Genomic DNA, 26,109 nt, shown 5'->3' on the forward strand with positions numbered 1-26,109 from the left:
GCGTTTTTATAGAAACTTACATATTAAAAATCTTAGCGTACTCTGCGGTTACTTAACATTTGATGAATATATTATTTTACGAAATCGTTATAATTTCATCTAAAAATCTTATTTTTATCAAAAATATTCAGCAATAAAGATAGTTTGTTATGATAACAAAAAAAGTAAATAACGTTCAGGAAGCCATCATCGGAATTGAAAGCGGTATGACCGTCATGTTTGGAGGTTTCGGATTATGCGGTATTCCTGAAAACACCATTGCGGCTTTGGTAAACACATCAATTTCAGATTTAACTTGTATTTCTAACAATGCAGGTGTAGATGATTTTGGTTTGGGATTATTGTTGCAAAAAAAGCAGATTAAGAAAATGATTTCTTCTTATGTGGGAGAAAATGCCGAATTTGAGCGTCAGATGCTTTCTGGGGAATTGGAAGTTGAATTAACGCCTCAGGGAACTTTAGCAGAGCGCTGTCGTGCGGCTCAAGCTGGAATTCCGGCTTTCTTTACGCCAGCAGGTTACGGAACTGAAGTTGCGGAAGGAAAAGAAGCACGCGAATTCAACGGAAAAATGCACATCATGGAAGAAGCCTTCAAAGCTGATTTTGCAATCGTAAAAGCTTGGAAAGGTGATGAAGCTGGAAATCTAATCTTCAAAGGAACTGCTAGAAACTTCAATGTCTGCATGGCGGGAGCTGGAAAAATCACAATCGCAGAGGTTGAAGAATTAGTTCCTGTCGGAACATTGGATCCAAATCAAATTCATATTCCGGGAATTATGGTTCAGCGTATCTTTCAAGGAGAAAAATTTGAGAAACGTATAGAACAACGTACAGTACGTCAGAGGAATTAGATAATTAGAAAATGTGATAATTAGATAATTAATTTGGATTTCGCAAAAGTAGCATTATCTAATTATCTAATTTCCAAATTAACTCATTTAGAAAAATATGTTGACAAAAGAAGATATAGCAAAACGAATTGCAAAAGAGGTTAAAGACCGATATTTCGTAAACTTAGGAATCGGGATTCCGACTTTGGTTGCGAATTATGTGCGTGAAGATATCGCGGTTGAATTTCAAAGTGAAAATGGCGTTCTCGGAATGGGGCCTTTTCCATTTGCTGGAGAAGAAGATGCTGATATTATTAACGCTGGAAAACAAACCATTACAACGCTTCCTGGAGCAAGTTTCTTTGATTCGGCTTTCAGTTTCGGAATGATACGAAGCCAGAAAGTAGATTTAACGATTTTGGGGGCAATGGAAGTTTCTGAAAATGGAGACATTGCCAACTGGAAGATTCCGGGAAAAATGGTAAAAGGAATGGGAGGCGCAATGGATTTGGTGGCTTCCGCCGAAAATATAATCGTTGCCATGATGCACGTAAACAAAGCAGGAGAATCAAAAATCTTAAAAAGATGCACTTTGCCGCTTACGGGCGTAGGATGCGTTAAAAAGGTTGTAACAGAGCTCGCGGTTCTCGAAGTAACAGAAAAAGGTTTTAGGCTCTTAGAACGAGCGCCAGGTGTCTCAGTCGAGCACATCATCGCCTCAACCGAAGCCGATTTGATTATTGAAGGTGAAATTCCTGAGATGATTATTTAAAAAAGGGACAAAGTTGCAAAGGCTCAAAGGAACAAAGTTTTGGATTGTGTATAAAAACAAAAACCGCCGAAAAGGCGGTTTTTTGTTTTTTGAGGATGAATTATAAGTAATCTTTTATTTACATTTGTTCGAATTTAAAAAAAGGCATCATTTGGAAAAGTTTGAAATAGACATTAAGTGGGGAAGTTACTTGTTTGTCGCAAATTTGATTGTTTCGACAATTATCACGCTATTTATGTTTCTAATTGACCGACAAAGTCTGCGATATTTTGACAATGTTATTGTGATAGTTCTTATAATTCTGCTCTTTTATTTTACTAATAAGGCAATTAGAGAAAACAAAAAATATGGTTTAAGCCGAGGTTATCGAAAGTTTTTTGTTTTTATAAGGCTTTTGACTTTCTTTTTTCTTTTAGCATCATTTTTAAATGGAAGTGCAATTACAAGTACCAGTAGTTGGTATTTATCCTTGTTTGTGCCGTACAGAGAAAAAGATATTTCAGAATTATTAGAAGATGATTCACACGAATATAACGGAGTTACAATTAAAGAGTTTGTGGTAGCATTAAAAAGAAAATTTGCTAGAGCATAAATTTAGCATGATATAAAAAATAAAAAACCGCCCAAAATTAGGCGGTTTTTTTCTATTTGAACTTAGAAGCTTAGGGTCTTAGAGCCTTAGCAGCTAAATATTATTGTAGATTAAACGAAGCTCCTAAACTGAAAGTAGCCTGATTATTTAAATGATAGAACGGATCATTGTTTGAACCGTATTTTGCAATTGGAAATCCGATTTCTGTGAAAACACCGAATCCGTCAGTAAAGAAATAACGACCACCAACGTGACCGCCAAAGTTGTGTAAACCTAAGCTTAATCCAGGGTAAATGTCTAATTGCTGAACACCAATTACGCTAGATAAGTTAGCATTGATTCTTGCTTTTGCATCAAAACGATCTCCAAAATCTGGATCAGCATCATTATAAGCAACATTGCTTCCGTGGTAAAAACCGGTAAAATTATCAACTCCTAATAAATAATTTGCGACAAATCCGAAAGAGAAATTTTCTCCTAAACCAAAATCAATAGAACCCTGAATTCCAGATCCTCCATCTTGTAAATTTGCACCTACGTTTACTCTCATGTCACCTTTTCCTGTAAACGCACTTTGCGCATTAATAAATCCGAATGATACCAAAAACAGGAGTGTAAAAACCTTTTTCATAAAAATTTAATATTAATTATTTTGAATGGCAAAAGTAACTCATTTAAATAAATTAATTCCTACCTTTTTCGTTAAAATATAATTCGTTTAAAGGCTCACTTTGCCAGTATTCCTTGGTGTCGACGTCTAAAATCGTAAGCGGACCTCTAAATGCGGCACCCGTATCTACATTCCATACACAAGCTCTATTTACAGGAACCGTTTCGCCGATTCGAGTAACTGGAGTGTGGCCAATATAAACTTCCTTATAAACGGTAAATCTTTTAGGATAGTGTAAGTCGTCTTCCTTTAATTTTGGGTCTAATGATAGAGCCGTTTCCCAAAGTGTTCTATCCCAATAAAATAACTTTGAAAAATATTCCCATTTTACACCATTCAAATTGGTAAAACCAGCATGAACAAACAAACGGTTTTGATCGTCAAGATAATAATCCTGAAGATTTTCCAGAAATTCGATATGAGCTCTTTTCTTTTGTTCAGAAATTTTGGCGTAGCCTTCAACAGTGGCTTTTCCGCCATGTTTGTACCACATTTCTTCATCAAAATCATCGTTTCTTTCTTCTAGCCAGTCCAAAGCAAGCTGGTCGTGGTTTCCTCTTATGCAGATGCAGTTTTGTTTGCTTTTTAAATCAATCAAATAGTCAATTACTTCAACAGACTGACTCCAGCCGTCAACATAATCGCCCAAAAAAATTAGAGTATCTTCAGTAGTAACTTTGGCTCTGGTTAAAACTTGCTCAAGTGCAAGTAATCCGCCGTGTATGTCACCTATAACAAATGTTCGCATTATTTAATTTTTCGAGTAGAAGAACAAAAATAAAAAGAATAATTGGTTTGAACTCATCGAATTCATATTCTTTAAAAATTGATATGATTTATAACTGTTTACAGCGCTTTTTTATTGTTTTTACTCTGTAAATTTGCAATATGTCTGAAACACCAACATATCGTAAAATTATTCATATTGATATGGATGCATTTTATGCGTCGGTAGAACAGATGGACAATCCAGAATTGAGAGGGAAACCAGTAGCCGTTGGAGGTTCAGAGAATCGGGGCGTGGTTTCGGCGGCAAGTTACGAAGCCAGAAAGTTTGGTGTTCGAAGTGCTCTCAGCGGAGCTTTAGCCAAAAAATATTGTCCTGAAATTATCTTCGTTCGACCAAGATTTGATCGTTATAAAGAGATTTCATCCAAAATCCATAAAATTTTTCACGATTATACCGATTTGGTTGAGCCTCTTTCGCTTGACGAAGCTTATTTGGATGTAACTCAGAATAAAAAAGGAAATCCGAGCGCAAGTCTTTTGGCGCAAGAGATTAGACAGCGAATTTTGAATGAAGTCGGTCTTACGGCATCTGCTGGAATTTCAATCAATAAATTTGTAGCTAAAATTGCCAGCGATTACAACAAACCGAATGGACAGAAAACGGTTAATCCTGATGAAGTAGAAGCTTTTTTGGAAGATCTTCCGATTCGTAAGTTTTATGGAGTTGGAAAAGTGACAACAGAGAAAATGTATCAGCTCGGAATTTTTACTGGAACCGATTTGAAAAGCAAGTCTTTGGAGTTTTTAGAAAAGCATTTCGGAAAATCGGGAACGTTTTATTATCACGTAGTTCGAGGCATTCACAACAGTGAAGTAAAACCTTCCCGAATTACTAAATCGGTGGCTGCAGAACATACGTTTAATGTGAATTTGTCTTCTGAAATTTTTATGATGGAGCAATTGGAGCGTATTGCAACTTCGCTTGAAAAACGGTTGCAAAGGCATAATATCTCTGGAAAAACCATTACACTCAAGATTAAATACAGCGATTTTTCGCAACAGACAAGAAGCAAAACGCTGCCTTATTTTATTTCTGATAAAAGTCTGATTATGGAAAATGTGGAGGAATTATTGTATCAGGAAAAAATGAAAGATTCCGTTCGGCTGCTTGGAATTTCACTGAGTAATTTGAATACCGAAGTAAAAAAGGCAGTTGTGGTACAGTTAAAGTTTACGTTTTAATAACAATTTTTAAAAATTCAAAATAAGATGTTGACTGTGAATAGCAAGATTTTTCTCCTATCTTTGAGAAAAAAGATTTATCTATCTCATTGTTTTATATGAAAAGTAAAAATTCTGATGATGTGCAGCAGCGAAATTCAGTTCCAATTCTAGCTTGGGATTTTCATTACGAATACCTTAATGAACTAAAAGCCCTAAACACTGATTTGAAAAGAGTAAGTAAAATCTCTGACGAATTTACTTGGGATGAAAAGAAACTTAACATTCAAGAAAGAATTAAAAATGAAGTAGTTGTCGTAACCGATTTGAATCTGAAAATAGTTTTCGCGTCAAGCGGAATAAAAAAAATGACAGGTTATAGAGAAGAAGAAATCTTAGGCAAAACCCCAAAAATGTTTCAGGGTCCGGCAACTTCTCAAAAAGATTTAAAGGAAATTAGAGAAGCATTAAAAAAGAAAATCCCCTTTGAAAAAACACTCGAAAACTATAGAAAAAACGGCAATACGTACAAATGTAAAATCGATGCCTCTCCGGTTTACAATCTCAAAGGAGAAATTTCGCATTTTATAGCCTTCGAAAAACAGGACATGAGCGCATAAGTTTTGCCACAAAGGCACTAAGACGCAAAGAATTTTTTAAAGATATGCTATATAAAAGCAAAAACCGCCTTTTGGGCGGTTTTGCTTTTTTATAAAAAACTTTGTGACTTTGTGCCTTTGTGGCAAATGCCTATAGATTGGCAAAGAAATCATTTCCTTTGTCGTCTGTGATAATGAAGGCTGGGAAATCTTTAACGGTGATTTTACGAACCGCTTCCATTCCTAATTCTTCAAAATCAACTACTTCAACTTTAAGAATATTGTCTTGCGCTAAAATTGCAGCAGGACCTCCGATAGAACCCAAGTAGAATCCGCCGTATTTGTTGCAGGCATCTGTAACTTGTTTAGTACGGTTTCCTTTTGCCAACATAATCATACTTCCGCCATTTTTCTGAAATTCATCAACATAAACATCCATACGTCCAGCAGTTGTAGGTCCGAAACTTCCAGAAGCCATTCCGTCTGGAGTTTTCGCAGGACCAGCATAGTATACTGGGTGATTTTTGAAATATTCTGGCATTGGTTTTCCTGCGTCTAACATTTCTTTAATTTTTGCGTGAGCAATATCTCTCGCAACAATTACAGTTCCGTTTAGTTTTAAACGCGTTTTAACTGGATATTTAGAAAGCTGAGCCAGCATATCTGCCATTGGCTGATTCAAATCAATTTCTACTGGAGCTTCTAAATGTGGAGCTGTTTCGGGTAAAAATTGTTTTGGATTTGTTTCTAACTGCTCAACAAATATTCCGTCTTTTGTAATTTTTCCTTTGATGTTTCTATCCGCAGAACAAGAAACGCCTAATCCAACCGGACAAGAAGCCGCGTGACGAGGCAAACGGATTACACGAACGTCGTGCGTGAAATATTTTCCTCCAAACTGCGCTCCAATTGCACTTTCCTGACAGATTTTCTGAACTCTTTCTTCCCATTCGTGATCACGGAAAGCTTGACCAGCCATGTTTCCAGTTGTTGGAAGATTATCATAATATCCAGCAGAAGCTTTTTTAACAGCGCTTAAGTTGGCTTCAGCAGAAGTTCCACCAATTACTAACGCTAAGTGGTAAGGAGGACAAGCCGAAGTTCCTAGATCTTTAATTTTAGTGCGAATGAATTCATCTAAAGATTTTTCATTCAACAAAGATTTTGTCTGTTGGTATAAATAAGTTTTGTTTGCAGAACCACCACCTTTTGCCATGAACAAAAAGTCGTAAGAAGTTCCTTTTTTAGCATAAATATCAATTTGCGCCGGAAGATTTGATCCTGAATTTTTCTCTTCAAACATCGAAATCGGAACAATCTGCGAATAACGTAAGTTTCTTTTTTGATAAGTATTAAAAATTCCGCGGCTTAACCATTCTGCATCATCAACACCAGTAAAAATGCTTTCACCTTTTTTAGCCATTACAATTGCAGTTCCTGTATCTTGGCAACTAGGCAACTGACCTTCGGCAGCTACAGATGCATTTTGAAGTAAATTGTAAGCAACAAAACGATCATTGTCTGTCGCTTCTGGATCGTCTAGAATTTTTCTTAGCTTTTGCAAATGTGTCGTTCTCAACATAAACGAAACATCTGTTAACGCTTCTTCAGCCAATAATTCTAAACCTTTTGGATCAACCGTTAAAACTTCACGTTCTCCAAATTGCTCCACTTTTACAAAATCAGAAGTGATTTTGCGGTACTGCGTATCATCCTTTAAGATCGGATAAGGATCTTGGTATATAAAATCAATCATTAGTTTTGTTTTTTTACAAATTTAGAAATTATTTACCTAAGAAAGAATTTGAATAACGACTCTGTAGCTGTTTTTATTCTATGGTGTTAAATTGGTCAAACGTCATCTTTTTTTCAAAGTATGGTTTGTCTTTAGCAGAAAGCAACATCTTTTTCCATTTGTTATCTTTTAATTCGAAAGCAATAGAATCAGAATATCTTAGAATTCCCATGTCTTGATTTTCGTTTTCATCATCTGGAACAAATGCAACAGTTTTGCAATAAAAAGATTTTGGTTCAGAATTCTTTTCTGGATTAATGATTTCCAGCCAATTACCCCAACCACTGTCCGACATCGTATTCCATTGATGTACTAATTGCAGGTTTTTATTTTTAATGTAGTATAAATAATTATCATGTGAATATCCACATGCTGGATACCCGACAGAAATCTGTAAAAAAGGAGAATTTGTAAAATTTTCCGATGTTAATCCGTAAGAAGCAATCCATTCAGAACCTTTTTCGAAACCTTTAATTGCAATTTTTGAAGAAGCTGTTTTGGTTTTATTCTGATAAAAATCTAATCGGTATTTTACAGAAACGATACTGTCTTTATCTGCCTGCTGTTCTACCAAATGTGCTAGAATATAATCTGTGGCAGATTCTGTCCCGTCCATATAAATGGCAACGGTATCAGTTTTAATGATTTTCTCATCATTTGTAACGGGCAAGGTTTCGTGATTTTCAAGTATTTCTGCAATTGGTGGTGCAGCATCTGTAGGTTTTGTTTTCTGGCATCCGATTAAGAGCAATACGAAGAAGAGGGGGGCTATTTTCATAATGTTTATGTTAGATTTTCAAATATAAATTTTTCATCGTAATCAACATTAAATTTATTTAGAAAATTTAGATATTCATCATTAAAACTTTGTTTCTTGTGATGTTCTTTTTGATTTTTAATGTATTTGTAAACAGAATCAATTTGAGATTGACTATAAGAGAAAACACCATAACCAACCTGCCACGAAAATTGAGATTTCGTTAGTTTATTGTCATTGATATATTTTGAAGATTTTGCTTTGACATTTTTCATGAGATGAGATATGGTAATTGTTGGTTTTAGCGCAACCAAACAATGTACATGATCTTCACCACCATTTACAATAATGCTTTTGCAACCATTTTCGTTAATTAAATTGCCAATTACGCCAAGTAATTCAGATCTCCAGCTTTCTTCAATTAAAGCATTTCTATATTTAACTGCAAAAACTACTCGAATGTAGACTTGATGATAGGTATTTGCCATGTTTTTTTCTGGCAAAAATAAATGCTATAAAATGGAATTAGATATTTTTTTGTAATATTTAACTTTCTTTTTTTGTTGATTGACATATTTCGTTATCTCCACGGATTAAAATCCGTGGCTACAATATGTAACGTTCCTACGGAACTCTTGAATTGCTGTCATTTATGATCAACGGATTAAAATCCGTTGCTACAATATTTAAACGTTCCGATGGAACTTTTGCAAATTGTTGCGCAAATAAAAAGAGCCGTCGGCTCGAACAATTTTGTAGCCCCGGATTTTAATCCGGGGAAGCGTTCCAACAATCTTTAAATCTGGATTTTAATTCGGGAAATGTTAGAAAAATTTTGTAATCTGGATTTTAATCTGGTATGACGAAATGATTTATATTTCCAAAATTAAAATTTGACAATAGCTAAAATGCTAAAAAAACCAAGTCGCCACAAAAATTGCCGTAATCACGCAGATCAAATCTACCAAAAGCATTGTGCCTAGTGCATAACGCGTGTTTTTGATATTTACAGAACCAAAATACACCGCAATTACATAAAAAGTGCTTTCGGCGCTGCATTGGAAAATACTGCTCAATCTAGCGGTTAGAGAATCGGCTCCAAAAGTATTCATTGAATCGATCAAGAATCCTCTTGAACCTGCAGAACTAAATGGGCGTAGCATGGCAACAGGAAGCGCATTCGTAATTTCTTTGCTTACGCCTAAATTCGAAAAGATAAATCCGATGGCGTCACTGATAATTTCGAATAAACCGCTATTTCTGAATAATGAAATCGCCACCAACATTCCTAAAACATAAGGAAAAATAGTAACTCCCGTTTTCACACCATTATTGGCACCAACAACGAAAGTATCAAAAACCGTTGTTTCTGCTTCTTTGAATTTTTTCTCATGTACAAATGAGAAAATTAAAGTAAAAGCAATAATGGCAATTAAGATTAATCCAGAAAGGTTAGAGGTAAAATAGTTTTTTCCAATTAAATCCAAATGATTCACATACATCAGCAGACTCACAATAGCCACAATCAAAACCATTAAACCAATAAGAAGTGAAGCACTTTTAAAATTGATTTTTTGTTTGATTCCAACAATTAAAAATGCTGCAATAGTTCCGATAAACGAAGTGATGATACAAGGCAGCATCACATCAGCAGGATTGCTTGCGTTTGCCGCCGCACGATACCCAATTATCGAAGTTGCGATTAATGTCAATCCAGAAGCGTGAAGGCACATAAACATAATTTGCGCATCGCTGGCCTTGTCTTTTTCGGGGTTTATTTCCTGTAAACTTTCCATAGCTTTCAGTCCAAATGGAGTTGCAGCCGAATCTAATCCCAAGAAATTGGCAGCAAAATTTAAAGTCATATAGGAAATTGAAGGGTGATTTTTCGGAATGCTTGGAAACACTTTTACAAATACAGGACTTAAAGCTTTAGCTAGTTTTCCTGAAGCTCCAGAAACAATTAAAAGTTCCATTAAGCCACAGAAAAAGGCTAGATATGCAATAAGAGGCAGAATTAAATCGACCAAAGTGCTTTTACAAGTTGGTAATAAACCGTCAGATTTTTGAAGTCCGCTGTAAATTTTTACCGTTTTGTTTTTGTAAACATAAGTAGTGTCGGCATTTAGCGTATCACGATTGATAATCATGGTCTGATCTGGCGCCTTTTTTATGCTGTCTTTTAAGAAAGCAGGAAGTTCTTCGACGTATTTTTCAGAAACTAAAATAGGATCGTCTTTCTTTCCATTTAAAATAGAATCAATAGTATACGTATTGGCAGTAAACAAACTGACTACAATAAAAACAATCGAAGAAATGAAAATCGCTAACCAAAATCTGCTTAATACCATAATTGTAATTTTTTGTAAATGTAATTATTTAGCAATAATAAGCATAAAGATTCTGTTTCAGAAGAATATTTGATTCTTTGGATTTGAAATAATTGATTTAAAAACTTGAATTTTGGTGTCGCTCCGCTGGAGCTTCTGTTAGAGAACGGATTTAATTGCTGTAAATATGTCGCTCTTCCAGAGCTATTTATATCCTGAAACTAAGCTCTGGAAGAGCGACATATTTATAGAAAAGGTTTAGTCACAGAAGAAAAAGCTACAGCGGAGCGACACATTTAGCACTGCTTTCAAATCAAGAAATAACAGCTTTAGTTTCTAAATACGTTTCAAAAGATTTAATTCCTTCCAAAAGAACCTGTTTTTTGTCCACTTCTATTTCATTGAAAAACTCCGTTTCTATTTTAACATGATCCTTTTTAATGGTTCTTTTCCAGATGCCAATTACTTTTCCGTTTTCTAAAATAATAGGTTTGAAAATCCCATTATTGGTAAAAACTTTCGATTGATGTTCTGTATTAAATGAAGCTTCGCGTGTTTTATACGAAATTAAAATCTCATCAAAAGAGGGAAGAAAATGCACGCTTTCGCGAAAGTTATCCTCGTCTGAAAACCCTTTTTTAAACCAATATTGCTGATTATCAATGGTAAGCTTACTTAATTGCAACTCAATTGCACTAATGGCTTTTTGGCAAATTGTAGGTGGAAAACCTGACCACCACGAAAAATCAAGCACTGTTGCTGGACCGTGACTTTCAAAATAACGTTGGGCGAGTTTTGCTAAAGCTTCTTCTTTGGATAAATGAGTTTTTGGTTTGGGAACTCTTTCTTCGAGTAAAGCATAAGTAATTTGTTTGCCTTTCATTTTGCCATTGCAGACCAAACCGTCCAATTCGGCATTCATCATAATCGCAGCACTTAGGAAATCGTCACTTGAAGTTTTCTTGATTCCAAGTTCTTGCATAATTTCATCTCGAGTCAAATGATTATTTCCAGACAATAGTTTTTCGATAGAAGCATTCGCCTGATTCAACTTTTTCTCATCATAACCAAATTTTTTAGCTCCAGAAGCCGTAAAACGTTTTACTTGTAGAGCAGAAAGATCCAGCATCCAATAAATGTCATCTGGAGAAACAAAATGCCAAGTCGGACGTAGAATATGAGTTCTAATAATTTTACCTGAATCTATAGCTTCTTGAATCTCTTTTTCTGAGGAATCACAGCGAGAACCAATTGCCCATTTCGCCATGGCATAATCCTGAGCTTGCATGGCGCCAAAGTGCTTCACAATTTCTTGCGGCAAACAAGAACTTGATTTATAAAGTTTTTGAGAAACCAGACGATAATGTGAAATTTCAGAATGTACCACAATTTGATTTTTTAGAATAGAAAATTAAAAAAGAAGACAATGCCAGTTGCTGAATAACTAATATGTAAATGCCATATTTTAATTGACTTTGATTAAAATAGATAAAATAAACAGAAGAAAGTAAACACAAGCTAATCAATACATATGTTAATTTATGCTTTTTGAAATGAAAAGAAATTATTTCAAATAAAATAGAAATGGGAAGTAAAAAAATGATAATAAGATCTATTGTTTCCAAATAAGGATATCTCATAAGGTAAATGATATTTTCACTAATTCCTTTCATATATTCAAAATAATTTGTTGAATATGAGTAAGAAGTGTGTGTTGTAGAGTTGTTAAGAAATGGGAAAAACAAAATTCCAATTGCAGATATTAATAAAATATAAATCAATAGATTTTTCATTTTTGTCCTTTTTTAAACGATTATTAAGTTATATAAGTTCATTGACGACTTTGTCCCTTTGTTTCTCTGTCCCTTTGTCCCTCCAATTAGACATGAATAATTTCATCCTCAATCAATAAATCTTCTCGGCGTAAGCGTAAGAAAATCTGAGCTACAGCAATCGTATCTTTTTCGCAATACGTAATAATTCGGTCAATGTCTTTTTCGACATAATAAACATGAGCAACCTGGCTTCCATCAATATCGCCTTTTGGCGATGGTACGCCTAAAATCTTGGTGAGCAGTTTTAAAGAAGTAAAATGTTTATAATCTCCAAACTTCCATAACTCTAAAGTATCCAGATGCGGAATCTCCCACGGTTTTTTGCCGAATAGATTCAGTTTATCTGGAATTTGCAATTGATTGATGATCATTCTACGTGCAATAAACGGAATATCAAATTCTTTCGAATTATGTCCGCAAAGCAAATGCTGCGGCTGATTGAAATGATTATTAACCAAATTGCTGAAATCTTTCAGGATTTTCTTTTCTTCACCAAAAAACGAAGTCACTCTAAAATTTCTAACATCACCTTTGATCGTAAAAAAGCCGACCGAAATGCAGATTATCTTTCCAAATTCAGCCCAAATTCCGGCGCGTTCGTAAAATTCTTCTGGAGTAAATTCATCTTTACGCTGATATTGCGTTTTTAAATCCCAAAGTGACTGCATTTCCGCGTCAAGCGAATTGAAATTCTCTTCTTCAGGAACGGTTTCTATATCAAGAAATAAAATGTTATTGAGGTTTACTTTTTCAATCATAATTTTGCTGTGGGTTTTCGCCACGAATTCACGAAAATTATACTATTTTTTATTTGATATAAATGTACACAAATTTGATCTCAATATTTTTTGAAAGTACAAATTGAATGTATTTTCTTATTTATAAATTTTTAGAACAATAATTAATATGCTATGATTAAAAAGAAAATTCGTGAATTCGTGGCTAAAAACTAAAATAAACTTTGCTGTTGAGAAGGACTTTCATGTTCTAAAAGCCATTTTTTGCGCGACAATCCGCCGGCGTAACCCGTTAAAGATCCGTTTGTGCCAATAACTCGATGGCAAGGAACCACAATCCAAAGCGGATTTTTACCATTTGCAGATGCTACGGCGCGAATTGCTTTTACGTCGCCAAGCTTTTTGGTCTGATCCATGTAACTCACCGTTTTTCCATATGGAATTTCTAACAATGCTTTCCATACTTTTTGCTGAAACTCGGTTCCCTGCGGATTCAGTTTAAGATCAAAATCGGTTCTTTTGCCTTCAAAATATTCGTTTAACTGGAAAACAGCATCTTGCAAAACTTCAGGAATAGTTTCTGAAACATCATTGGTGCCAACATCTGAAACAGAAATTATAGCAATACCATTTTCATCTCCAACAATTCTGGTGATTCCTAAAGGCGAGTTGATGAATACTGTTTCCATAAATTTCTCGGTTTCCAAAACCATATAAGTTATATAAGCAAATTTAAGTTTTTCTAAACTCTTTTCATAAACTTACATGACTTGTATGGTTTAATATTGATCCAGCTTAAATTTATGATTTAAGAGTGTTTCAATTTTTATACTTGAAATTTCCTTTTTAATATTTGATTTTTCAGAATTGAATTTCGGTTTTGGCAAATTCATTTTAATCGCCTTTTGGGAATAATACTCCTCTCTTGTTGGATGAAATGGCGCAGCAGCATTAAAAACCTCATTCCATTTGGATTGATTTATAATTTCTTCTATGATTTCGATGCAATCGTTTCTGTGAATCAAATTTATTGGAGCATCTGGATTTTCTAGGTTTTCTTTCCCTGCGAGAAATTTTACAGGATGACGATCTTCGCCAATTAATCCGGCGAAACGGAGAATGGTAGTTTCGAAGTTTTGATTTTCTTGAAGAAGCTTTTCTGCTGCAACTAATTGTTTGCCACTTTCAGTATCTGGATTTGGAATAGTTTCTTCGGTTACAATACCGTTATCATCGCCATAAACCGAAGTTGAACTTACAAATAGCACTTTCTTAACCGTTGATTTTTCTATAAACGGAATTAGATTCTTGATTTTTTCTACAAAAGCTTTTTTCTCAGAATTGGGATCGGCAGCTCTCGATTTTGGCGGAATGTCGATAATTAGAATTTCGCTTTCCGCTAAAAAAACGTTGATATTTTCAGAAACGGAATCACTTTCAAGCGCTCCTTCTCGCGAAGTTTCGGGATCGCTAAGAATGACAATAAACGGATTTATTCCTGCCTCTTTCAAAATGGAAAGTTTATTTTCTGAAGTTGTAGAGCCGTTACCAGAATATCCTTTTGCAATTAAGTTTTTTGCTAAAGGAAGACCGAGCCAGCCACAGCCTAATATGCTTATTTGTTTCATTTTTTTATTTTTGAAGGTGCAAAGATACAAAGGTGGAGATTCAAAGTCTTTGTTTCACGAAGATTCAACAGATTTTTGCAGATTTATTTAAATTATGATCTGCGTCTATCAGCTTAAATTTTTTTAAATCTGCGTGAAATAAAATAGCGACTTTACGCGACTAAATTTTTCACAAAGTTAAAGTAAATCGCACTTTATCTTTTCCTTTTGCGCCCATTCTGTTGTAGAATTTAATTGCTCTTGTATTAAATTCGGGTGTTTGCCACTGAATGTTGACACAATTGTTTTTTGTTCCGATTTCCTTTAGTTTTTCAATTAAGACTTCGCCAATTCCAAAACCTCGGGTTTCTTCTTCCAAGAACAAACAATCCATGTAGAGAAAGGTCTGTGCATTCCAAGTAGAAAAATCAAAAGTATAACATGCATAACCCACAATAGTTTCTTTTGTAGCGACAACTAAACAGTATAATTTAGGATTTTGGCCGAACAAAGCATTTTTTAAGCCTTCTTCTTTTCTTTCAGGATAAAATTCAGCCTTTTCAAACTCTGCATGTTTTTGAATTAAAACTAACAGTTTAGGCAAGTCTGTGATTTCGCAGTTTCTTATTGAATATTCCATTGTAAGTTGATTTCGTTTTGCAAAAAGCTGATGAAATGATGAAAATAATCCGGATAGTTTTCGTTGGCACGTGTTGCAATGAAATGTTTTCTTTTCAAACCATTTTTTCCAACTTTTACTGCGCGTAGCGAACTGGTTTTTAAATAGGGTGTAAATGCCCATTTTGCCATTGACATCACGCCCATATCGGCTTTTACCATTTCAAGAGAAGCTTCGGTTAATGGCATTGGCGTTATTTTCTTCGGACTTACTTTGGCTGGAGCCAAAAGAAATTGATGAATTGTAACCGTTTCCAACGGAAGCGAATGAATTATAAAATGTTCGTTAATGAAATCTTCGGCAACGACATGTTTTTTATCTGCCCAAGGATGATTTTCAGAAACTACCATTACAACTTCATCTTGAAAAAGCTCCTGATATTTTATATTATTATCTTTTATTTGATCGCTTACAATGGCAATGTCAATCGTATTTTCTAATAGTTTTTGTAAAGGAATATGGGTTGCTTCGGCTACAATTTTCAATTCAACATTCGGATATAGAAGATGAAATTGCTTTAAAACCGAAGGAAGCCAATGGTAACTCGAGAAACATTCTGTACTGATTCTGATTTCGCCATATTCTCCAAAAACCATTTGTTTGATCTGATCTTCTGTTTCGGCCAATTTGTTCAGAATTTCATTGGCCAATTCATAGATTTTTTCGCCTGCTTTTGTAAGTACCAGTTTTTTATTCGTTCTTAAAAAAATGGCAGTTCCCAATTGATATTCTGCTTCTTTGAGCTGATGGCTCAAAGCCGATTGTGTCAAATGAAGTTTGTCGATCGCTTTTGTAATGCTTCCTTCTTCGACGATCGCTTTTATCAATTTTAAGTGGCGTATTTCCATTTCTAAATGAATTTAATACACAAAGAAACAAAATTTTAGACTGACTTTTGTATGAAAAAAAGTAATGCTTTTGATGAATTCTTTTCGTTTTTATGGTCTTGAATGTTCGTCTACTTTTGGAAAAGTAAAAACCTTAAAACCAAAATAAAATGGAAGCACAAATTAAACATTATGAAAACAAATTAGCTTTTGAAATGGATCCGTCAGATTTGTTTGACGCGCTTAATAATGGCGAAAAAGTAATTGCTCTTGATGCAAGAAAAGCTTTTGGATTTGAAGCAGAACATATTCCGAACGCGATTAATATTCCGCATCGCGAAATGAATCTGGAAACAACACAGCATTTAGACCGAGATGTTTTGTATGTTACGTATTGCGACGGAATTGGCTGTAATGCTTCAACAAAAGGTGCTTTGAATATGGCGAAATTAGGTTTTAAAGTGAAAGAACTAATTGGAGGAATAGAGTGGTGGAAATTTGATGGCTATGCAACTGAAGGTACAAAAGGAAAAACAGAAGGTTTAAAATTTGAATGTGCCTGCTAAAAATAAAAAAGCAGACTTTCTAATCAAAGTCTGCTTTTTCTAATATTTCCGATTATTGTATTTATTCTTGAATTGGTGCAGGTTTTACACTGTCTTTGGCAACAGCCAAACTATCTTTCACCACAACTGGTTCAAGCGGCTTTATTGGTGGCGTATATCTTTTGATTTTCTGCTGTATTAAAATCGCATCATTTAAAACAAAAGGTGTCGGCATCATCCAGTTTTGTCTTGGTTTGACGTTTAATAACGGATTGGTCATTAAATCGAACGAACTTTCGATTAAATCCATATCAAAAATAGATGATTTATTGATGTAAAATTCCATTTCAAGCGGTTCATTTCCTACAACATAGTAACATAAAATTTTGCTGTCCTCTCTTTGTAGACGATTTCCTTTTTCGCCAGAAGTTGCCACTCCATTTGCTTTAAAGTTGTAAAACGTCATTTTCGGATTAGCATAAACGTCGTAACGGTTTACTTTTCTGTTTGGAGTGATTTTAATTTTTAAATATCTATTATTTCCAATAACACTGTCTCTTAAAAACTGAATTGTCGGTTTTGGAACTTCAACGACAGGAGCAATAGCGCTATACGTAAATGTCGTGTTATATTTGCTTGACAGCGGCAACGTATTTAAACCTACGGCTTTTTGATTGCTTTCGCCTAAATAAGATTTGGTCCATTCGTCCAAATTAGTATCATACGTTGTCCAAACAGCAGAATTGTTGTCGGCATTGTAAACGTATAATAAACTATTTGATTTGGCTTTGCCATATTCGTAGCCAGAATGATAGCCAGCGTAAATGAAAAACGAAATAGAAGCAATAAAGAAAACAATAATCCAAGCTCCTTTTTTGGCAAAGGCACCGAATATTGGCAATAATAATCCGAATAGTAAAACGGTTAAAATTGCACTTCCAAAAAGTATTTTAAGTCCTAATCCGATTGGGAACATTACAATAAAAGGCGCCACAATCGCAAGAGCAGGAATGCTGAAAAGTAAATTCATTCCTAAGCTGTAATGCTGTGTGAAAACAAAGATTCCGAATAATAGAATTCCGAAATAAACTGGAATAATTAAGAAACCAGCTCCTGTTAGACTATTAGCTAAAAACGCATTAATAATAATCCAAAGCAATAAAGGAGCTACAAAATGGTTCATTGTAATTTTAGCTTCGGAGAAATGATGGTAGAAAGCAAAACAAATAGCAATGCTCAATGTAACAAACGCGCCAATATACGCATGTCCATTGTATGTAAATCCGTTTAGAAGATCAGAATATTGCGGATAAATTTCAAGAATAAGTTTCCATCCTAAAAATGTTACCAATCCAGCAATTATAATAGATCCTAAAAGAGGAATAAAACCTTTGAAAATTTCTGTGAAAGTGATGATTCTCTTTACTTTTCCAACAAAAATGAAGATGAATAATAAACCAAAAGCAATTAGCGTCATTGGCATTACCCAAGTAAACGGATAACTGATGAATGAAAAAGGAGCGCTGAAGTAAACATCGTCTTGTGTTGACTCAGTTTGGTTTAAATCAATATTAGAAAAATATTTTAGCAAAGGCATGATGTAAGTGCCTTGATGCGCTAATGTCGTTTTGTTTAAATGCTGAATATCGTCTTGCTGCGTATGGTAGTTGAAGTGACCATCGATAAACGCGAAATTGAATCCCTGGATATTGGCTTGTTCTCTAAAAACGGTCAAATCGGTATCGTTAGGAAGCATTTTGTAAATACTGTACATCAAAGAATTTGAAACTGGGTGAGAAGGTTTTGCTTTTGTAAATTCCTTAACCAAAGCTTCATTTCCTTTATTGGTTTCCATCAGCATGTAGCTTGGTCCAGAAGTTCCTCTTGCTTCAAAGTTTAAAACCAGACCTACATCTTTTGCCCAAGGATGTTGGTTTACGAATAAAGCAGCTCCGTTTAATCCTAATTCTTCTGCATCAGAAAATAAGATGATAATATCGTTTTTTTGAGGATTTTTGGAATATAAAAAAGCACGTACACCTTCTAAAATTGTAGCAATTCCCGAAGCATCGTCGCTAGCACCTTTTGAGAAAGAATGCGGTGCACTGTCATAATGAGAAAGAAGTAAAAGCGCTTTGGTATTGTTGGTTCCTTTAATTCGAGCCAAAATATTTTTTGACTTAACCAAAAGACCTTTATCATTTAGAGTAAAACCTTCCTGAACACTCGTTTCTAAACCGATTCTGTTTAATTCCAGTTTTAGATAATTGGCAACAAGTTCGTGATTTGTCGATCCGACATAGTGTGGTTTCTGCGCAATAATCTCAACCTGATGGAAGGCTCTTTCAGTAGAAAACTCCGCAAGCGCTTCGTCGTCTTTAGAGATTCCTTGCGGCATCATCGTGGCGTATATAATGCCAAGCAAAGCTAAAACGCAGGTTATGGCTAGAATTGAGGTTTGGTTTTTTCTCATGGTAAAATAATACTAACTATATTTCTTTTTTAACAAGCATAAAATAATCATTGTCCAAGGAACGATAGCCCTGATCGTACAAGAAGTAATATGTATTTCCTGTCTTGGTCTGCAAAATGTTTGTAAAGAACTCAAAATCAAAGCCTTTTGTTAGTAATTTATCTCTTGAAGCTTTCGATTTTCCTTCTACATTTAGCTCTGCCAAAATACGGTAATTTTTGCGTAACTTGTTGTTTATATTTCGCATGAAATTCGTACTATCTTTATTTATTTTGTTATTGTACGCATTTCGACAACTGTCGGAACAGAATTTTTTGTCTTCACGTCCGAAAATTTTAGCGGAACATTCCAGGCATGTTTTCATGAATTCAATTTTTTAATTTCATAAAGGTCAGATCTACGGTCTTTTAATGTTTTTACGCTTCCATGTTCATGAAGCTCTTTCAATAGATTCAGATCAACATCCACAATTAATGTCATTTCGGTGTTTGGAGTAGCTTCCGCTTTAATTCCATTACTTGGAAAAGCAAAATCTGAAGGCGTAAATACAGAAGACTGCGCGTATTGAATGTCCATATTGTTCACTTTTGGAAGATTTCCAACGCAACCTGCTATGGCTACATAACATTCGTTTTCGATGGCGCGTGCTTGCGAACAATGTTTCACACGTGTATATCCATTTTGAGTATCTGTTAAAAATGGCACGAAGAGAATATTCATTCCTTCATCAGCTAAAAGTCTCGAAAGTTCTGGAAACTCCACATCGTAACAGATTAAAATTCCAATTTTACCGCAATCGGTATCAAAGGTTTTAAATTGCGATCCGCCTTTCATTCCCCAATGAATAACTTCGTTTGGCGTGATATGAATTTTGGTATACATTTCTGAAGTTCCGTCTCTTTTGCATAAAAAACCAACGTTATATAAATTTCCGCTTTCCATGTACGGCATACTTCCGGTGATAATATTGATATTGTATGAAATAGCAAATTCTTGAAACTTCTTTCTGATAGGATCAGAGTGACGGGCCAGTTCACGAATAGCTTCTGCTTCAGATAAATGATTATAATCAGCCATTAGCGGAGCGATAAACAATTCGGGAAAGAGTGCAAAATCAGATCCGTAACCCGAAACGGCATCAATGAAAAATTCGGCTTGTTCAAAAAGCGCTTCGACATTATTCAGCGGACGCATTTGCCATTGAATTAATCCTAAACGAATGATATTTTTCTTCAGATTTATCAGTTTCGGACTATCATCGTAATAAATATTATTCCATTCGAGCAAAACTGCGAATTCTTTCGATTCTTCATCGCCTTCCAAATAATTTTTGATGACTCTTAAAACGTGAAAATCATTGCTTAACTGGAAAGAAAGCACAGGATCGTACAATTCCTTAGTACGAACTTTTTCGATATAGGCTTTTGGAGACATCTTTTTGGCATGTTCCCTGTAATTCGGAATTCTTCCTGCAAAAACAATTGCTTTTAAATTCAGCTGTTCGCAAAGTTCTTTTCTAGCATCATATAATCGGCGGCCTAAACGGAGACCTCGATAATTTGGATGTATAAAAACATCTATTCCGTATAAAATTTCAGCATTTGGATTATGAGTAGAGAAGGTGTAGTCACCACTAATTTGCTGGTAATTGTGTCTTTTTTCCACCAATTTTTCATCGACAATAAGCGATAATGCAGAGCCCACCACCTTTCCGTCAACTAAAATCACCAACTGGCCTTCCGGAAAAATAGAAAGCAATCTTTCTATATCATCAGATCCCCAATACGAATCGGCCATTTCTGGATACGATTCAATCATTGATTTTTTTAATTGTTTATAGTCCTCAATTTCAAGATTTCTTAACTCTACTTTTTTAATTTTTGTCTGCATATCGTAAGATTTATCTCAAATATACAAAAAACAATTTCCATTTACAAACGCTTACAAATAGTTACAGTCGATAGTAAACAGTTAATAACCGACTGCCGATGCTGGGGTTTCTCATCTTTGCATTGTTGAATTTGAAGAACAATTCAATATTAATTATAACACTAAAATAATATACGCCATGAAAAACAGAGTACAGCTAATTGGGAATGTAGGAAACGATCCAGAAGTTAAAACATTAGATAACGGAAGAAAACTAGCGCACATCACAATTGCAACAAAAGATTATTACAAAAATGACAAAGGAGAACGAGTAGAACAAACCGAGTGGCATCGCATTACTGCTTGGGGAAAAACAGCAGAAATTATTGAAAAGTTTGTGGTAAAAGGAAAAGAAATTGGGATTGAAGGAAAACTAACGCATCGAAGCTACGATGATAAGAACGGTGAAAAACGCTATATTACCGAAGTAGTGGCAAATGAAGTTTTATTGTTGGGAAAATAATGTTTTAAGTTTCAAAATCACAAATTCCAATATATTGGGCGTGCCACCATCCCGATAAAAGGGCCAAATTTGCTTGAGCTTATTCGCCCTTTTACGGGATGCTGTCGGGCTATCCGCTCCACCGCGGTGGATTGCTTCTATCCCTCACGCAACCGGATTTTAAGAACAAATAGTCCCTAATCTTCGTCATAAACATATTGATTCATTTAGAAGCTTTGTCAAAGTTTTAAACTTTGACAAAGCTAATTTCGACAGAAACCCGACAGTTCCGAAGCCTCGTGAAAAAATCTGTCGGGTTAATGTTTTTATAGAACCGAAACCCCATTAGCATCTGTTGTGAGCACTTCGCTCATATAGTCAAAAAATGGACGCATGTTTTTGAAAGCGTCCAAAGCGAGTTCTAAAAATTGCGGACTCAAAACTTCTTTGTCTGTAAAACGTTTTATAACCAAAAATTGTTTGAAACGAAGCAAATCAATAGCAGGATGATCAATATCGAAACCTTTTGGTTTAGTTATGAGCTGTTCTCCTTGCAAAGTTCCAAAATTGGTAACGAATGATTTTGAATTTAAGATTTTCTGAAAAGTCTCTGGATCGTTGGCAAATTCGGTTCTTATTCGTTTTAAATCTGCAGCATTTGGTCCCCAAAAACCACCTGCAAAAAAGCTGTTTCCTTTTTCTAAGTGAAAATAATAACCGCCGCGTCTTGCAGCTGTGGCGCGCGTGTAACTGCCGCCCCAAAATGTTTTAAAAGGAGTTTTATCTTTAGAAAAACGAATATCACGATAGATTCTGTAAACGCTTTTTTTTCCTGAAGCATTTTCTAAAACATCAGTTTTGGAAAGTTCTTTCAGTAAAGCGCCAGCAAAATTTTCGATATGATTGAGTTCTATCAAATATTGCGGTTTATGTTCTTCAAACCAAGGTTTGTTGTTATTCAGTTTTAGCTCAACTAAAAAGTCAAGACTAGATTTAGGTATTGTAAAATCGTTTTTCATAATGGAATTTAAAAATCGAAAGTGGACTGCAATTTAAAACTAAAAAACCCACCAGAGAAATCTGATGGGTCTTTCTATATGTTGTTAAGCAGTTTTTTTGAATAAATCAAACATAGGACAGCGTGAGCAGCGTTTCTTTTCACTCTTTTTATATTTCTCACAGCAAGAAGATTTACAGTTTTCAATCTTCTTAATTTTATCAAGGATATCAGCGTTTTTCTTTTTCTTTTTATCCTTTTTTTTGTCCTTGTCTTTTTCTTTCTTGCCCAATTTTCCTCTGTATTATAAAAACAGAGACAAATATAAAAGAAAAAAGTTATTTTTAAATGTTCTAAATAAACTTTAACTTTTTCTATTTCGGATTGATAGCAATTGAACTAGTAACTGTTAATTGCTGAATATCACGATCAAACAAGTAAAGTCCACCTTTATCATCCCCAATCAAGTTGATTTTATCTAAAATAGATTTAGCTGTAGCTTCTTCTTCGATTTGTTCAGAAACATACCATTGTAAGAAATTGTGTGTAGCATAATCTCTGTCTTCAAAAGTAATGTGTACCAATTCGTTGATAGATTTCGAAACAAAAAGTTCATGATTATAAAGTTCCTCAAACATTTCTTTAAATGTAGTATAAGTCGTTTTTGGCGCTTTTAAATCTGTAACCTGAGCGTGACCTCCGCGTTCGTTTACATACTTAACCAATTTAAGCATGTGCGCACGCTCTTCATCTGACTGTGTGTACATAAATTGAGCAATTCCCTCTAAACCTTGTACTTCTGCCCAACAAGCCATAGAAAGATACGTTTGCGAAGATTCTGCTTCTATGCGGATTTGCTTGTTTAAAGCCGATTCAATATTTTTTGATAGCATAATAGATGTCTTTTTTGTAAAATTAAGAAAAATTATTCATTTCATTTTTCTAAACCTTGAAAACATTGGATTTGTCCACGCTCTTAAACTTAACGAGGTGCAATTGTGCCAAAAGAAAACGGCTTTGAGAAGTTAGACTTGCTCATAATAGGATTTTCATTGTCTTCCATCATAAAACCGTCGGTAAATTTGCGCATGAAAAATTGTTTGGAAGTACTATCATAATAGCTTAAAATGTAATAATCCTTTAATCTTAGCGCGTCGTATAATTTGATTGTTTTATTATTGTTTAGATAATAAAATAGATTTTCAATTGCCAATGGCCTTGTCTGATAGTCTGGCGTAAAATTTAATTTCTCATTTAACATCGCATCAAAATAAACTACTTTGCTTAATGAGTAGGAAAGGCGCTCTCCAAAATCAGAATCACCATCAAAAGAAAAATAAAAATCGGAGTATTCTCCAAGGCCGCTAAAGGTAATAAAGCTGTCTTTGTTGTTTTGAAAAACGGATATGCCAGCCGTAAGACCGTTTATATTTTTTATAAATTTTTCAGTCGTTTTCAATTGACGCGGTTTGCCGTTATCAATTTGCATAAGGAAAGGAGAGTTTTTAAATGGGATGGTATCATTTTTTGAAAAAGAATAATTCTTAATGATTTCGCCAGAATCAAAATTCTTAATCTCAAATAGAAACGATTCTTTACTTGCTTTTATTTGAAATAGTTTATTATCGCTATAAAAAGAATTCGATGTTCGGGATTGAGTTTCATGAGCTGGAAAGTTAAACGTTTTTTCTTTTACACCGCCAGCTTTAATATTAAGATCGAATGCTTGTGTTTTTATAAAATCAGTATCGAATGTTAGAATAATATGATCACGAACCACAAACATTTTACTTGTGCTTGAAGCCAAATCTATTGGGGCATAAATATCGGGGTCTACTTGATTTAATGGGTTTTGCTTAATAAACTTATCAAAAGAGATTTGTACATTTTTTTTATTCTTGAATGTAAAGTTGGAAAAATCAAATGTTCTAATGCTGCATTTTTCGTTTTCAAATTTATAAAGAAGAAGATGATCAAGGTCTTTCTCTTTAGCAAGAATATAAAAAGTATTCTGTTGCTGGAAACTGCTGATTACGTATTCATGATTTTGCGGAAAATCGAAGTTTAATAATTCCGAAGTTTTGTCATCTGGATTATAGACCGTAATTAGGACGTCTCTATAATTATTTGAACTCCAATATAGTGCTGGTTTTTTATCCTTACTGATGCTGTAGCCAATTAAATTTCGGCTTCTTTCGTGTTTCAGCGAATCTGTAAATTGATTCGAAAGAAATAAAGAAGCATTGTATTTAAGAATATTAATATTCTTGTCATCCCAAGTAAAAACATAAATATCATTGGTGTTTTCATCTTTGGCATTTAAAACCTGAGTTTTTCCTAGAAAGTTTAGATCTAGTGGTAAAGAATTTAAGACTGTTTGACTGAACAAAACTGTTTTAGAAAACAAAAGAAAAAGGAGTAGTAGTTTCTTCATAAATGTGTTTCTTGAGATATCACAGATTTGTTTCAAATTTTATGCCGTAGTACGATCATTTTAATTATAAAATAAAAAAGTCCTTAAGATAATTGTCTTAAGGACTTCGATTTACATTTAAAAAAAGGAATTATTTAACAATGAAAGTAACTCTTCTAGCTAATCTTCTAGCTTCATCAGAATCTTTTTGAATTGTTGTATCTGCACCATTTGCAATAACATTTAAACGAGAAGAAGCAATTCCAGCTTTTTCAAAAATAGTTTTAACGTTTGTTGCTCTAGCGTAAGATAGTTTATCGTTGTAGTCTGCTTTTCCAACTTGGTCAGCATAGCCAACAAGATCAAGAGTAGCAGAAGGATTTTTTCTTAAGTAAGTTAATACTACATCAATTGCTGCAGTAGAGTTTTCGATTGGAGTTGTTTTGTTGAAATCAAAATACACACTGTAGTATTTGTCATTGATCATTTTTCTTATCAAATCATTATCTGTCAACTGAGTATTGTTTGCTTGCTTCTCTACGACAACTTCTTTCGTTGCAGGTATTTTCTTGATTTGTGCTTCAAGATCTGTTACTTTGTTTTCTAAAGCAGAAATATCAGTATAGCCGTTGTTTTCTGTTACAACCCAGTCAGCATGTTTTGCGTTTTTACCTAAGTAAACGTTTAAACCAACTGTTCCGTTAAAGATTAATCCAGAGAAACCTCTGTTTCCAGGAACATAAGCTCCATCAAACGTATGGTCTTGTGTTGCATTTAAAATAGTAGAGAAATCACCTGTTAAAGCAATTCTGTCTGATAATCTTATTTGTCCAGTCAAACCTGCGATAAAGTTTCCTATTTCATCTGCTTTTTTAAAATTATCGCTTCTTAATTGAGCATAACCAAAACCAGCATGTCCTAACAAACCAAAAGTTTTAGTCCAAGTTTCAAAATTCATGATGCGGCCTAAGTTGGCAACAGCTTGTAAATCTACTCTGTAGTATTTTGAATCAAAGTCGATAGAGCTGCCTTTTGCAGTAAAACTGTTGTATCCAAAGTCTGCCTTCAAACCAAATTTATTGTTTAACATATAACGAACACCTAAATCTCCAGTCCAAGGACTTAAGGTGTTAGTAGCATATCCATTACTAAATGGGCGTTGAGGTTTATTAACTCCCGTGCCTAAATCGATAGACCATTTATTAAAACTGTTATTGTTTTCTGTTTGCGCATGTACTCCAGTTAACGCCAGGGCAAATGCAAGAGTCATTACAACTTTTTTCATTATTTCTTATTTTTAAATTTTTGCCCAAAACAACAAAAAAATGTA

27 protein-coding genes are annotated in these 26,109 nt (G+C 34.4%); 7 read left to right on the top strand and 20 right to left on the bottom strand.

Going from position 1 to position 26,109, the window contains the following annotated elements; translation table 11 throughout:
* The first annotated feature begins 149 nt into the window (after positions 1-149).
* The 3 genes from ACWA1F_RS03895 to ACWA1F_RS03905 all read left to right on the top strand — a co-directional run bounded on the left by ACWA1F_RS03895 (position 150) and on the right by ACWA1F_RS03905 (position 2,194).
* A complete protein-coding gene (locus ACWA1F_RS03895) occupies positions 150-851 on the top strand; it encodes a CoA transferase subunit A (protein WP_456891743.1) in 702 nt (233 codons plus the stop codon).
* A gap of 97 nt (positions 852-948) precedes the next feature.
* Positions 949-1,602, top strand: coding sequence for a 3-oxoacid CoA-transferase subunit B (locus ACWA1F_RS03900; protein ID WP_456891745.1), 654 nt, complete (start codon positions 949-951; stop codon positions 1,600-1,602).
* 151 nt (positions 1,603-1,753) lie between these two features.
* On the top strand, positions 1,754-2,194 hold the full coding sequence (locus ACWA1F_RS03905) for a hypothetical protein (RefSeq protein WP_456891747.1): 441 nt from the start codon (positions 1,754-1,756) through the stop codon (positions 2,192-2,194).
* Positions 2,195-2,294: 100 nt separating this feature from the next.
* Here ACWA1F_RS03905 and ACWA1F_RS03910 read toward each other — a convergent pair whose 3' ends face one another.
* Together ACWA1F_RS03910 and ACWA1F_RS03915 are read right to left on the bottom strand one after the other, a co-directional pair.
* On the bottom strand, positions 2,295-2,825 hold the full coding sequence (locus ACWA1F_RS03910; protein ID WP_306153819.1) for a DUF6646 family protein: 531 nt from the start codon (positions 2,823-2,825) through the stop codon (positions 2,295-2,297).
* 52 nt (positions 2,826-2,877) lie between these two features.
* Positions 2,878-3,612 (bottom strand): metallophosphoesterase family protein, encoded by a 735-nt coding sequence (locus tag ACWA1F_RS03915; RefSeq protein ID WP_456891749.1) that lies wholly within the window; start codon positions 3,610-3,612, stop codon positions 2,878-2,880.
* 140 nt (positions 3,613-3,752) lie between these two features.
* Between ACWA1F_RS03915 and dinB the strand changes: the two genes are divergently transcribed.
* Positions 3,753-4,835, top strand: a complete 1,083-nt coding sequence (gene dinB / locus ACWA1F_RS03920) for a DNA polymerase IV (RefSeq protein ID WP_456891751.1) — start codon at positions 3,753-3,755, stop codon at positions 4,833-4,835.
* 98 nt (positions 4,836-4,933) lie between these two features.
* A complete protein-coding gene (locus ACWA1F_RS03925) occupies positions 4,934-5,434 on the top strand; it encodes a PAS domain-containing protein (RefSeq protein ID WP_456891753.1) in 501 nt (166 codons plus the stop codon).
* Between the two features lie 130 nt (positions 5,435-5,564).
* Here the strand turns inward: ACWA1F_RS03925 and ACWA1F_RS03930 are convergent, their stop codons facing one another.
* The 10 genes from ACWA1F_RS03930 to ACWA1F_RS03975 form a co-directional block, all read right to left on the bottom strand.
* Entirely contained in the window at positions 5,565-7,169 is a 1,605-nt protein-coding gene (locus ACWA1F_RS03930; protein WP_456891755.1) for a fumarate hydratase, read from the bottom strand.
* Positions 7,170-7,242: 73 nt separating this feature from the next.
* Entirely contained in the window at positions 7,243-7,986 is a 744-nt protein-coding gene (locus ACWA1F_RS03935; RefSeq protein WP_456891757.1) for a hypothetical protein, read from the bottom strand.
* Positions 7,987-7,991: 5 nt separating this feature from the next.
* Positions 7,992-8,453, bottom strand: coding sequence for an IS200/IS605 family transposase (tnpA, locus tag ACWA1F_RS03940; protein WP_456891759.1), 462 nt, complete (start codon positions 8,451-8,453; stop codon positions 7,992-7,994).
* A gap of 423 nt (positions 8,454-8,876) precedes the next feature.
* Positions 8,877-10,316: a nucleoside recognition domain-containing protein gene (locus tag ACWA1F_RS03945; protein WP_456891761.1), complete on the bottom strand. Its 1,440-nt coding sequence runs from the start codon at positions 10,314-10,316 to the stop codon at positions 8,877-8,879.
* Between the two features lie 292 nt (positions 10,317-10,608).
* Positions 10,609-11,682: a winged helix DNA-binding domain-containing protein gene (locus tag ACWA1F_RS03950; RefSeq protein ID WP_456891763.1), complete on the bottom strand. Its 1,074-nt coding sequence runs from the start codon at positions 11,680-11,682 to the stop codon at positions 10,609-10,611.
* Positions 11,683-12,174: 492 nt separating this feature from the next.
* Complete coding sequence (locus ACWA1F_RS03955; protein ID WP_456891765.1) at positions 12,175-12,888, bottom strand: 3'-5' exonuclease; 714 nt, start codon at positions 12,886-12,888, stop codon at positions 12,175-12,177.
* Between the two features lie 191 nt (positions 12,889-13,079).
* On the bottom strand, positions 13,080-13,556 hold the full coding sequence (locus ACWA1F_RS03960) for a methylated-DNA--[protein]-cysteine S-methyltransferase (protein WP_456891767.1): 477 nt from the start codon (positions 13,554-13,556) through the stop codon (positions 13,080-13,082).
* Positions 13,557-13,646: 90 nt separating this feature from the next.
* Positions 13,647-14,495: an NAD-dependent epimerase/dehydratase family protein gene (locus ACWA1F_RS03965; protein WP_456891769.1), complete on the bottom strand. Its 849-nt coding sequence runs from the start codon at positions 14,493-14,495 to the stop codon at positions 13,647-13,649.
* Positions 14,496-14,664: 169 nt separating this feature from the next.
* Positions 14,665-15,114, bottom strand: a complete 450-nt coding sequence (locus ACWA1F_RS03970) for a GNAT family N-acetyltransferase (RefSeq protein WP_456891771.1) — start codon at positions 15,112-15,114, stop codon at positions 14,665-14,667.
* Positions 15,099-16,001 carry a LysR family transcriptional regulator gene (locus ACWA1F_RS03975; protein ID WP_456891773.1) on the bottom strand — a complete coding sequence of 301 codons (903 nt, stop codon included), beginning with the start codon at positions 15,999-16,001 and terminating at the stop codon, positions 15,099-15,101. The genes ACWA1F_RS03970 and ACWA1F_RS03975 overlap by 16 nt, the downstream gene beginning before the upstream one ends.
* 149 nt (positions 16,002-16,150) lie before the next feature.
* Between ACWA1F_RS03975 and ACWA1F_RS03980 the strand changes: the two genes are divergently transcribed.
* A complete protein-coding gene (locus tag ACWA1F_RS03980; RefSeq protein ID WP_456891775.1) occupies positions 16,151-16,546 on the top strand; it encodes a rhodanese-like domain-containing protein in 396 nt (131 codons plus the stop codon).
* Positions 16,547-16,607: 61 nt separating this feature from the next.
* On the opposite strand, the gene ACWA1F_RS03985 is transcribed toward ACWA1F_RS03980, so the two are convergent.
* Genes ACWA1F_RS03985 through ACWA1F_RS03995 form a run of 3 tightly spaced genes read right to left on the bottom strand, consistent with a single transcriptional unit; the run spans position 16,608 to position 20,888 of the window.
* Positions 16,608-18,998, bottom strand: coding sequence for a M28 family peptidase (locus ACWA1F_RS03985; protein WP_456891777.1), 2,391 nt, complete (start codon positions 18,996-18,998; stop codon positions 16,608-16,610).
* 16 nt (positions 18,999-19,014) lie between these two features.
* Positions 19,015-19,362: a hypothetical protein gene (locus ACWA1F_RS03990; RefSeq protein ID WP_306153792.1), complete on the bottom strand. Its 348-nt coding sequence runs from the start codon at positions 19,360-19,362 to the stop codon at positions 19,015-19,017.
* On the bottom strand, positions 19,359-20,888 hold the full coding sequence (locus ACWA1F_RS03995; RefSeq protein ID WP_306153790.1) for a bifunctional GNAT family N-acetyltransferase/carbon-nitrogen hydrolase family protein: 1,530 nt from the start codon (positions 20,886-20,888) through the stop codon (positions 19,359-19,361). Before ACWA1F_RS03995 ends, ACWA1F_RS03990 begins: the two co-directional genes overlap by 4 nt.
* Before the next feature lie 178 nt (positions 20,889-21,066).
* Here ACWA1F_RS03995 and ACWA1F_RS04000 point away from each other — a divergent pair, with 178 nt between their 5' ends.
* Entirely contained in the window at positions 21,067-21,390 is a 324-nt protein-coding gene (locus ACWA1F_RS04000) for a single-stranded DNA-binding protein (protein ID WP_456891780.1), read from the top strand.
* Positions 21,391-21,695: 305 nt separating this feature from the next.
* Here the strand turns inward: ACWA1F_RS04000 and ACWA1F_RS04005 are convergent, their stop codons facing one another.
* The 5 genes from ACWA1F_RS04005 to ACWA1F_RS04025 form a co-directional block, all read right to left on the bottom strand.
* Entirely contained in the window at positions 21,696-22,388 is a 693-nt protein-coding gene (locus ACWA1F_RS04005; RefSeq protein ID WP_456891782.1) for a DUF2461 domain-containing protein, read from the bottom strand.
* An 84-nt stretch (positions 22,389-22,472) separates the two neighbouring features.
* The gene (locus ACWA1F_RS04010; protein ID WP_456891784.1) at positions 22,473-22,658 is read right to left on the bottom strand and encodes a hypothetical protein; all 186 of its coding nucleotides are present in this window, start codon (positions 22,656-22,658) and stop codon (positions 22,473-22,475) included.
* An 82-nt stretch (positions 22,659-22,740) separates the two neighbouring features.
* On the bottom strand, positions 22,741-23,259 hold the full coding sequence (locus ACWA1F_RS04015; RefSeq protein WP_306153784.1) for a ferritin: 519 nt from the start codon (positions 23,257-23,259) through the stop codon (positions 22,741-22,743).
* Between the two features lie 89 nt (positions 23,260-23,348).
* A complete protein-coding gene (locus ACWA1F_RS04020; RefSeq protein WP_456891786.1) occupies positions 23,349-24,800 on the bottom strand; it encodes a hypothetical protein in 1,452 nt (483 codons plus the stop codon).
* 130 nt (positions 24,801-24,930) lie between these two features.
* Complete coding sequence (locus tag ACWA1F_RS04025; RefSeq protein WP_456891788.1) at positions 24,931-26,064, bottom strand: OmpA family protein; 1,134 nt, start codon at positions 26,062-26,064, stop codon at positions 24,931-24,933.
* Positions 26,065-26,109: the final 45 nt, after the last annotated feature.

This window comes from Flavobacterium erigeronis (assembly GCF_054075165.1).

What these genes read in the sequence shown, in the direction of transcription:
- ACWA1F_RS03930 (WP_456891755.1), bottom strand. Translation starts at nt 7,169, where the DNA reads ATGATTGATTTTATATACCAAGATCCTTATCCGATCTTAAAGGATGAT.
- ACWA1F_RS04000 (WP_456891780.1), top strand. Translation starts at nt 21,067, where the DNA reads ATGAAAAACAGAGTACAGCTAATTGGGAATGTAGGAAACGATCCAGAA.
- ACWA1F_RS04025 (WP_456891788.1), bottom strand. Translation starts at nt 26,064, where the DNA reads ATGAAAAAAGTTGTAATGACTCTTGCATTTGCCCTGGCGTTAACTGGA.
- ACWA1F_RS03955 (WP_456891765.1), bottom strand. Translation starts at nt 12,888, where the DNA reads ATGATTGAAAAAGTAAACCTCAATAACATTTTATTTCTTGATATAGAA.
- ACWA1F_RS03915 (WP_456891749.1), bottom strand. Translation starts at nt 3,612, where the DNA reads ATGCGAACATTTGTTATAGGTGACATACACGGCGGATTACTTGCACTT.
- ACWA1F_RS04020 (WP_456891786.1), bottom strand. Translation starts at nt 24,800, where the DNA reads ATGAAGAAACTACTACTCCTTTTTCTTTTGTTTTCTAAAACAGTTTTG.
- ACWA1F_RS03935 (WP_456891757.1), bottom strand. Translation starts at nt 7,986, where the DNA reads ATGAAAATAGCCCCCCTCTTCTTCGTATTGCTCTTAATCGGATGCCAG.
- dinB (WP_456891751.1), top strand. Translation starts at nt 3,753, where the DNA reads ATGTCTGAAACACCAACATATCGTAAAATTATTCATATTGATATGGAT.
- ACWA1F_RS03945 (WP_456891761.1), bottom strand. Translation starts at nt 10,316, where the DNA reads ATGGTATTAAGCAGATTTTGGTTAGCGATTTTCATTTCTTCGATTGTT.
- ACWA1F_RS03980 (WP_456891775.1), top strand. Translation starts at nt 16,151, where the DNA reads ATGGAAGCACAAATTAAACATTATGAAAACAAATTAGCTTTTGAAATG.
- ACWA1F_RS03900 (WP_456891745.1), top strand. Translation starts at nt 949, where the DNA reads ATGTTGACAAAAGAAGATATAGCAAAACGAATTGCAAAAGAGGTTAAA.
- ACWA1F_RS03895 (WP_456891743.1), top strand. Translation starts at nt 150, where the DNA reads ATGATAACAAAAAAAGTAAATAACGTTCAGGAAGCCATCATCGGAATT.
- ACWA1F_RS03910 (WP_306153819.1), bottom strand. Translation starts at nt 2,825, where the DNA reads ATGAAAAAGGTTTTTACACTCCTGTTTTTGGTATCATTCGGATTTATT.
- ACWA1F_RS03960 (WP_456891767.1), bottom strand. Translation starts at nt 13,556, where the DNA reads ATGGAAACAGTATTCATCAACTCGCCTTTAGGAATCACCAGAATTGTT.
- ACWA1F_RS03990 (WP_306153792.1), bottom strand. Translation starts at nt 19,362, where the DNA reads ATGAAAACATGCCTGGAATGTTCCGCTAAAATTTTCGGACGTGAAGAC.
- ACWA1F_RS04015 (WP_306153784.1), bottom strand. Translation starts at nt 23,259, where the DNA reads ATGCTATCAAAAAATATTGAATCGGCTTTAAACAAGCAAATCCGCATA.
- ACWA1F_RS03925 (WP_456891753.1), top strand. Translation starts at nt 4,934, where the DNA reads ATGAAAAGTAAAAATTCTGATGATGTGCAGCAGCGAAATTCAGTTCCA.
- ACWA1F_RS03995 (WP_306153790.1), bottom strand. Translation starts at nt 20,888, where the DNA reads ATGCAGACAAAAATTAAAAAAGTAGAGTTAAGAAATCTTGAAATTGAG.
- ACWA1F_RS03965 (WP_456891769.1), bottom strand. Translation starts at nt 14,495, where the DNA reads ATGAAACAAATAAGCATATTAGGCTGTGGCTGGCTCGGTCTTCCTTTA.
- ACWA1F_RS03975 (WP_456891773.1), bottom strand. Translation starts at nt 16,001, where the DNA reads ATGGAAATACGCCACTTAAAATTGATAAAAGCGATCGTCGAAGAAGGA.
- ACWA1F_RS04005 (WP_456891782.1), bottom strand. Translation starts at nt 22,388, where the DNA reads ATGAAAAACGATTTTACAATACCTAAATCTAGTCTTGACTTTTTAGTT.
- tnpA (WP_456891759.1), bottom strand. Translation starts at nt 8,453, where the DNA reads ATGGCAAATACCTATCATCAAGTCTACATTCGAGTAGTTTTTGCAGTT.
- ACWA1F_RS03985 (WP_456891777.1), bottom strand. Translation starts at nt 18,998, where the DNA reads ATGAGAAAAAACCAAACCTCAATTCTAGCCATAACCTGCGTTTTAGCT.
- ACWA1F_RS03970 (WP_456891771.1), bottom strand. Translation starts at nt 15,114, where the DNA reads ATGGAATATTCAATAAGAAACTGCGAAATCACAGACTTGCCTAAACTG.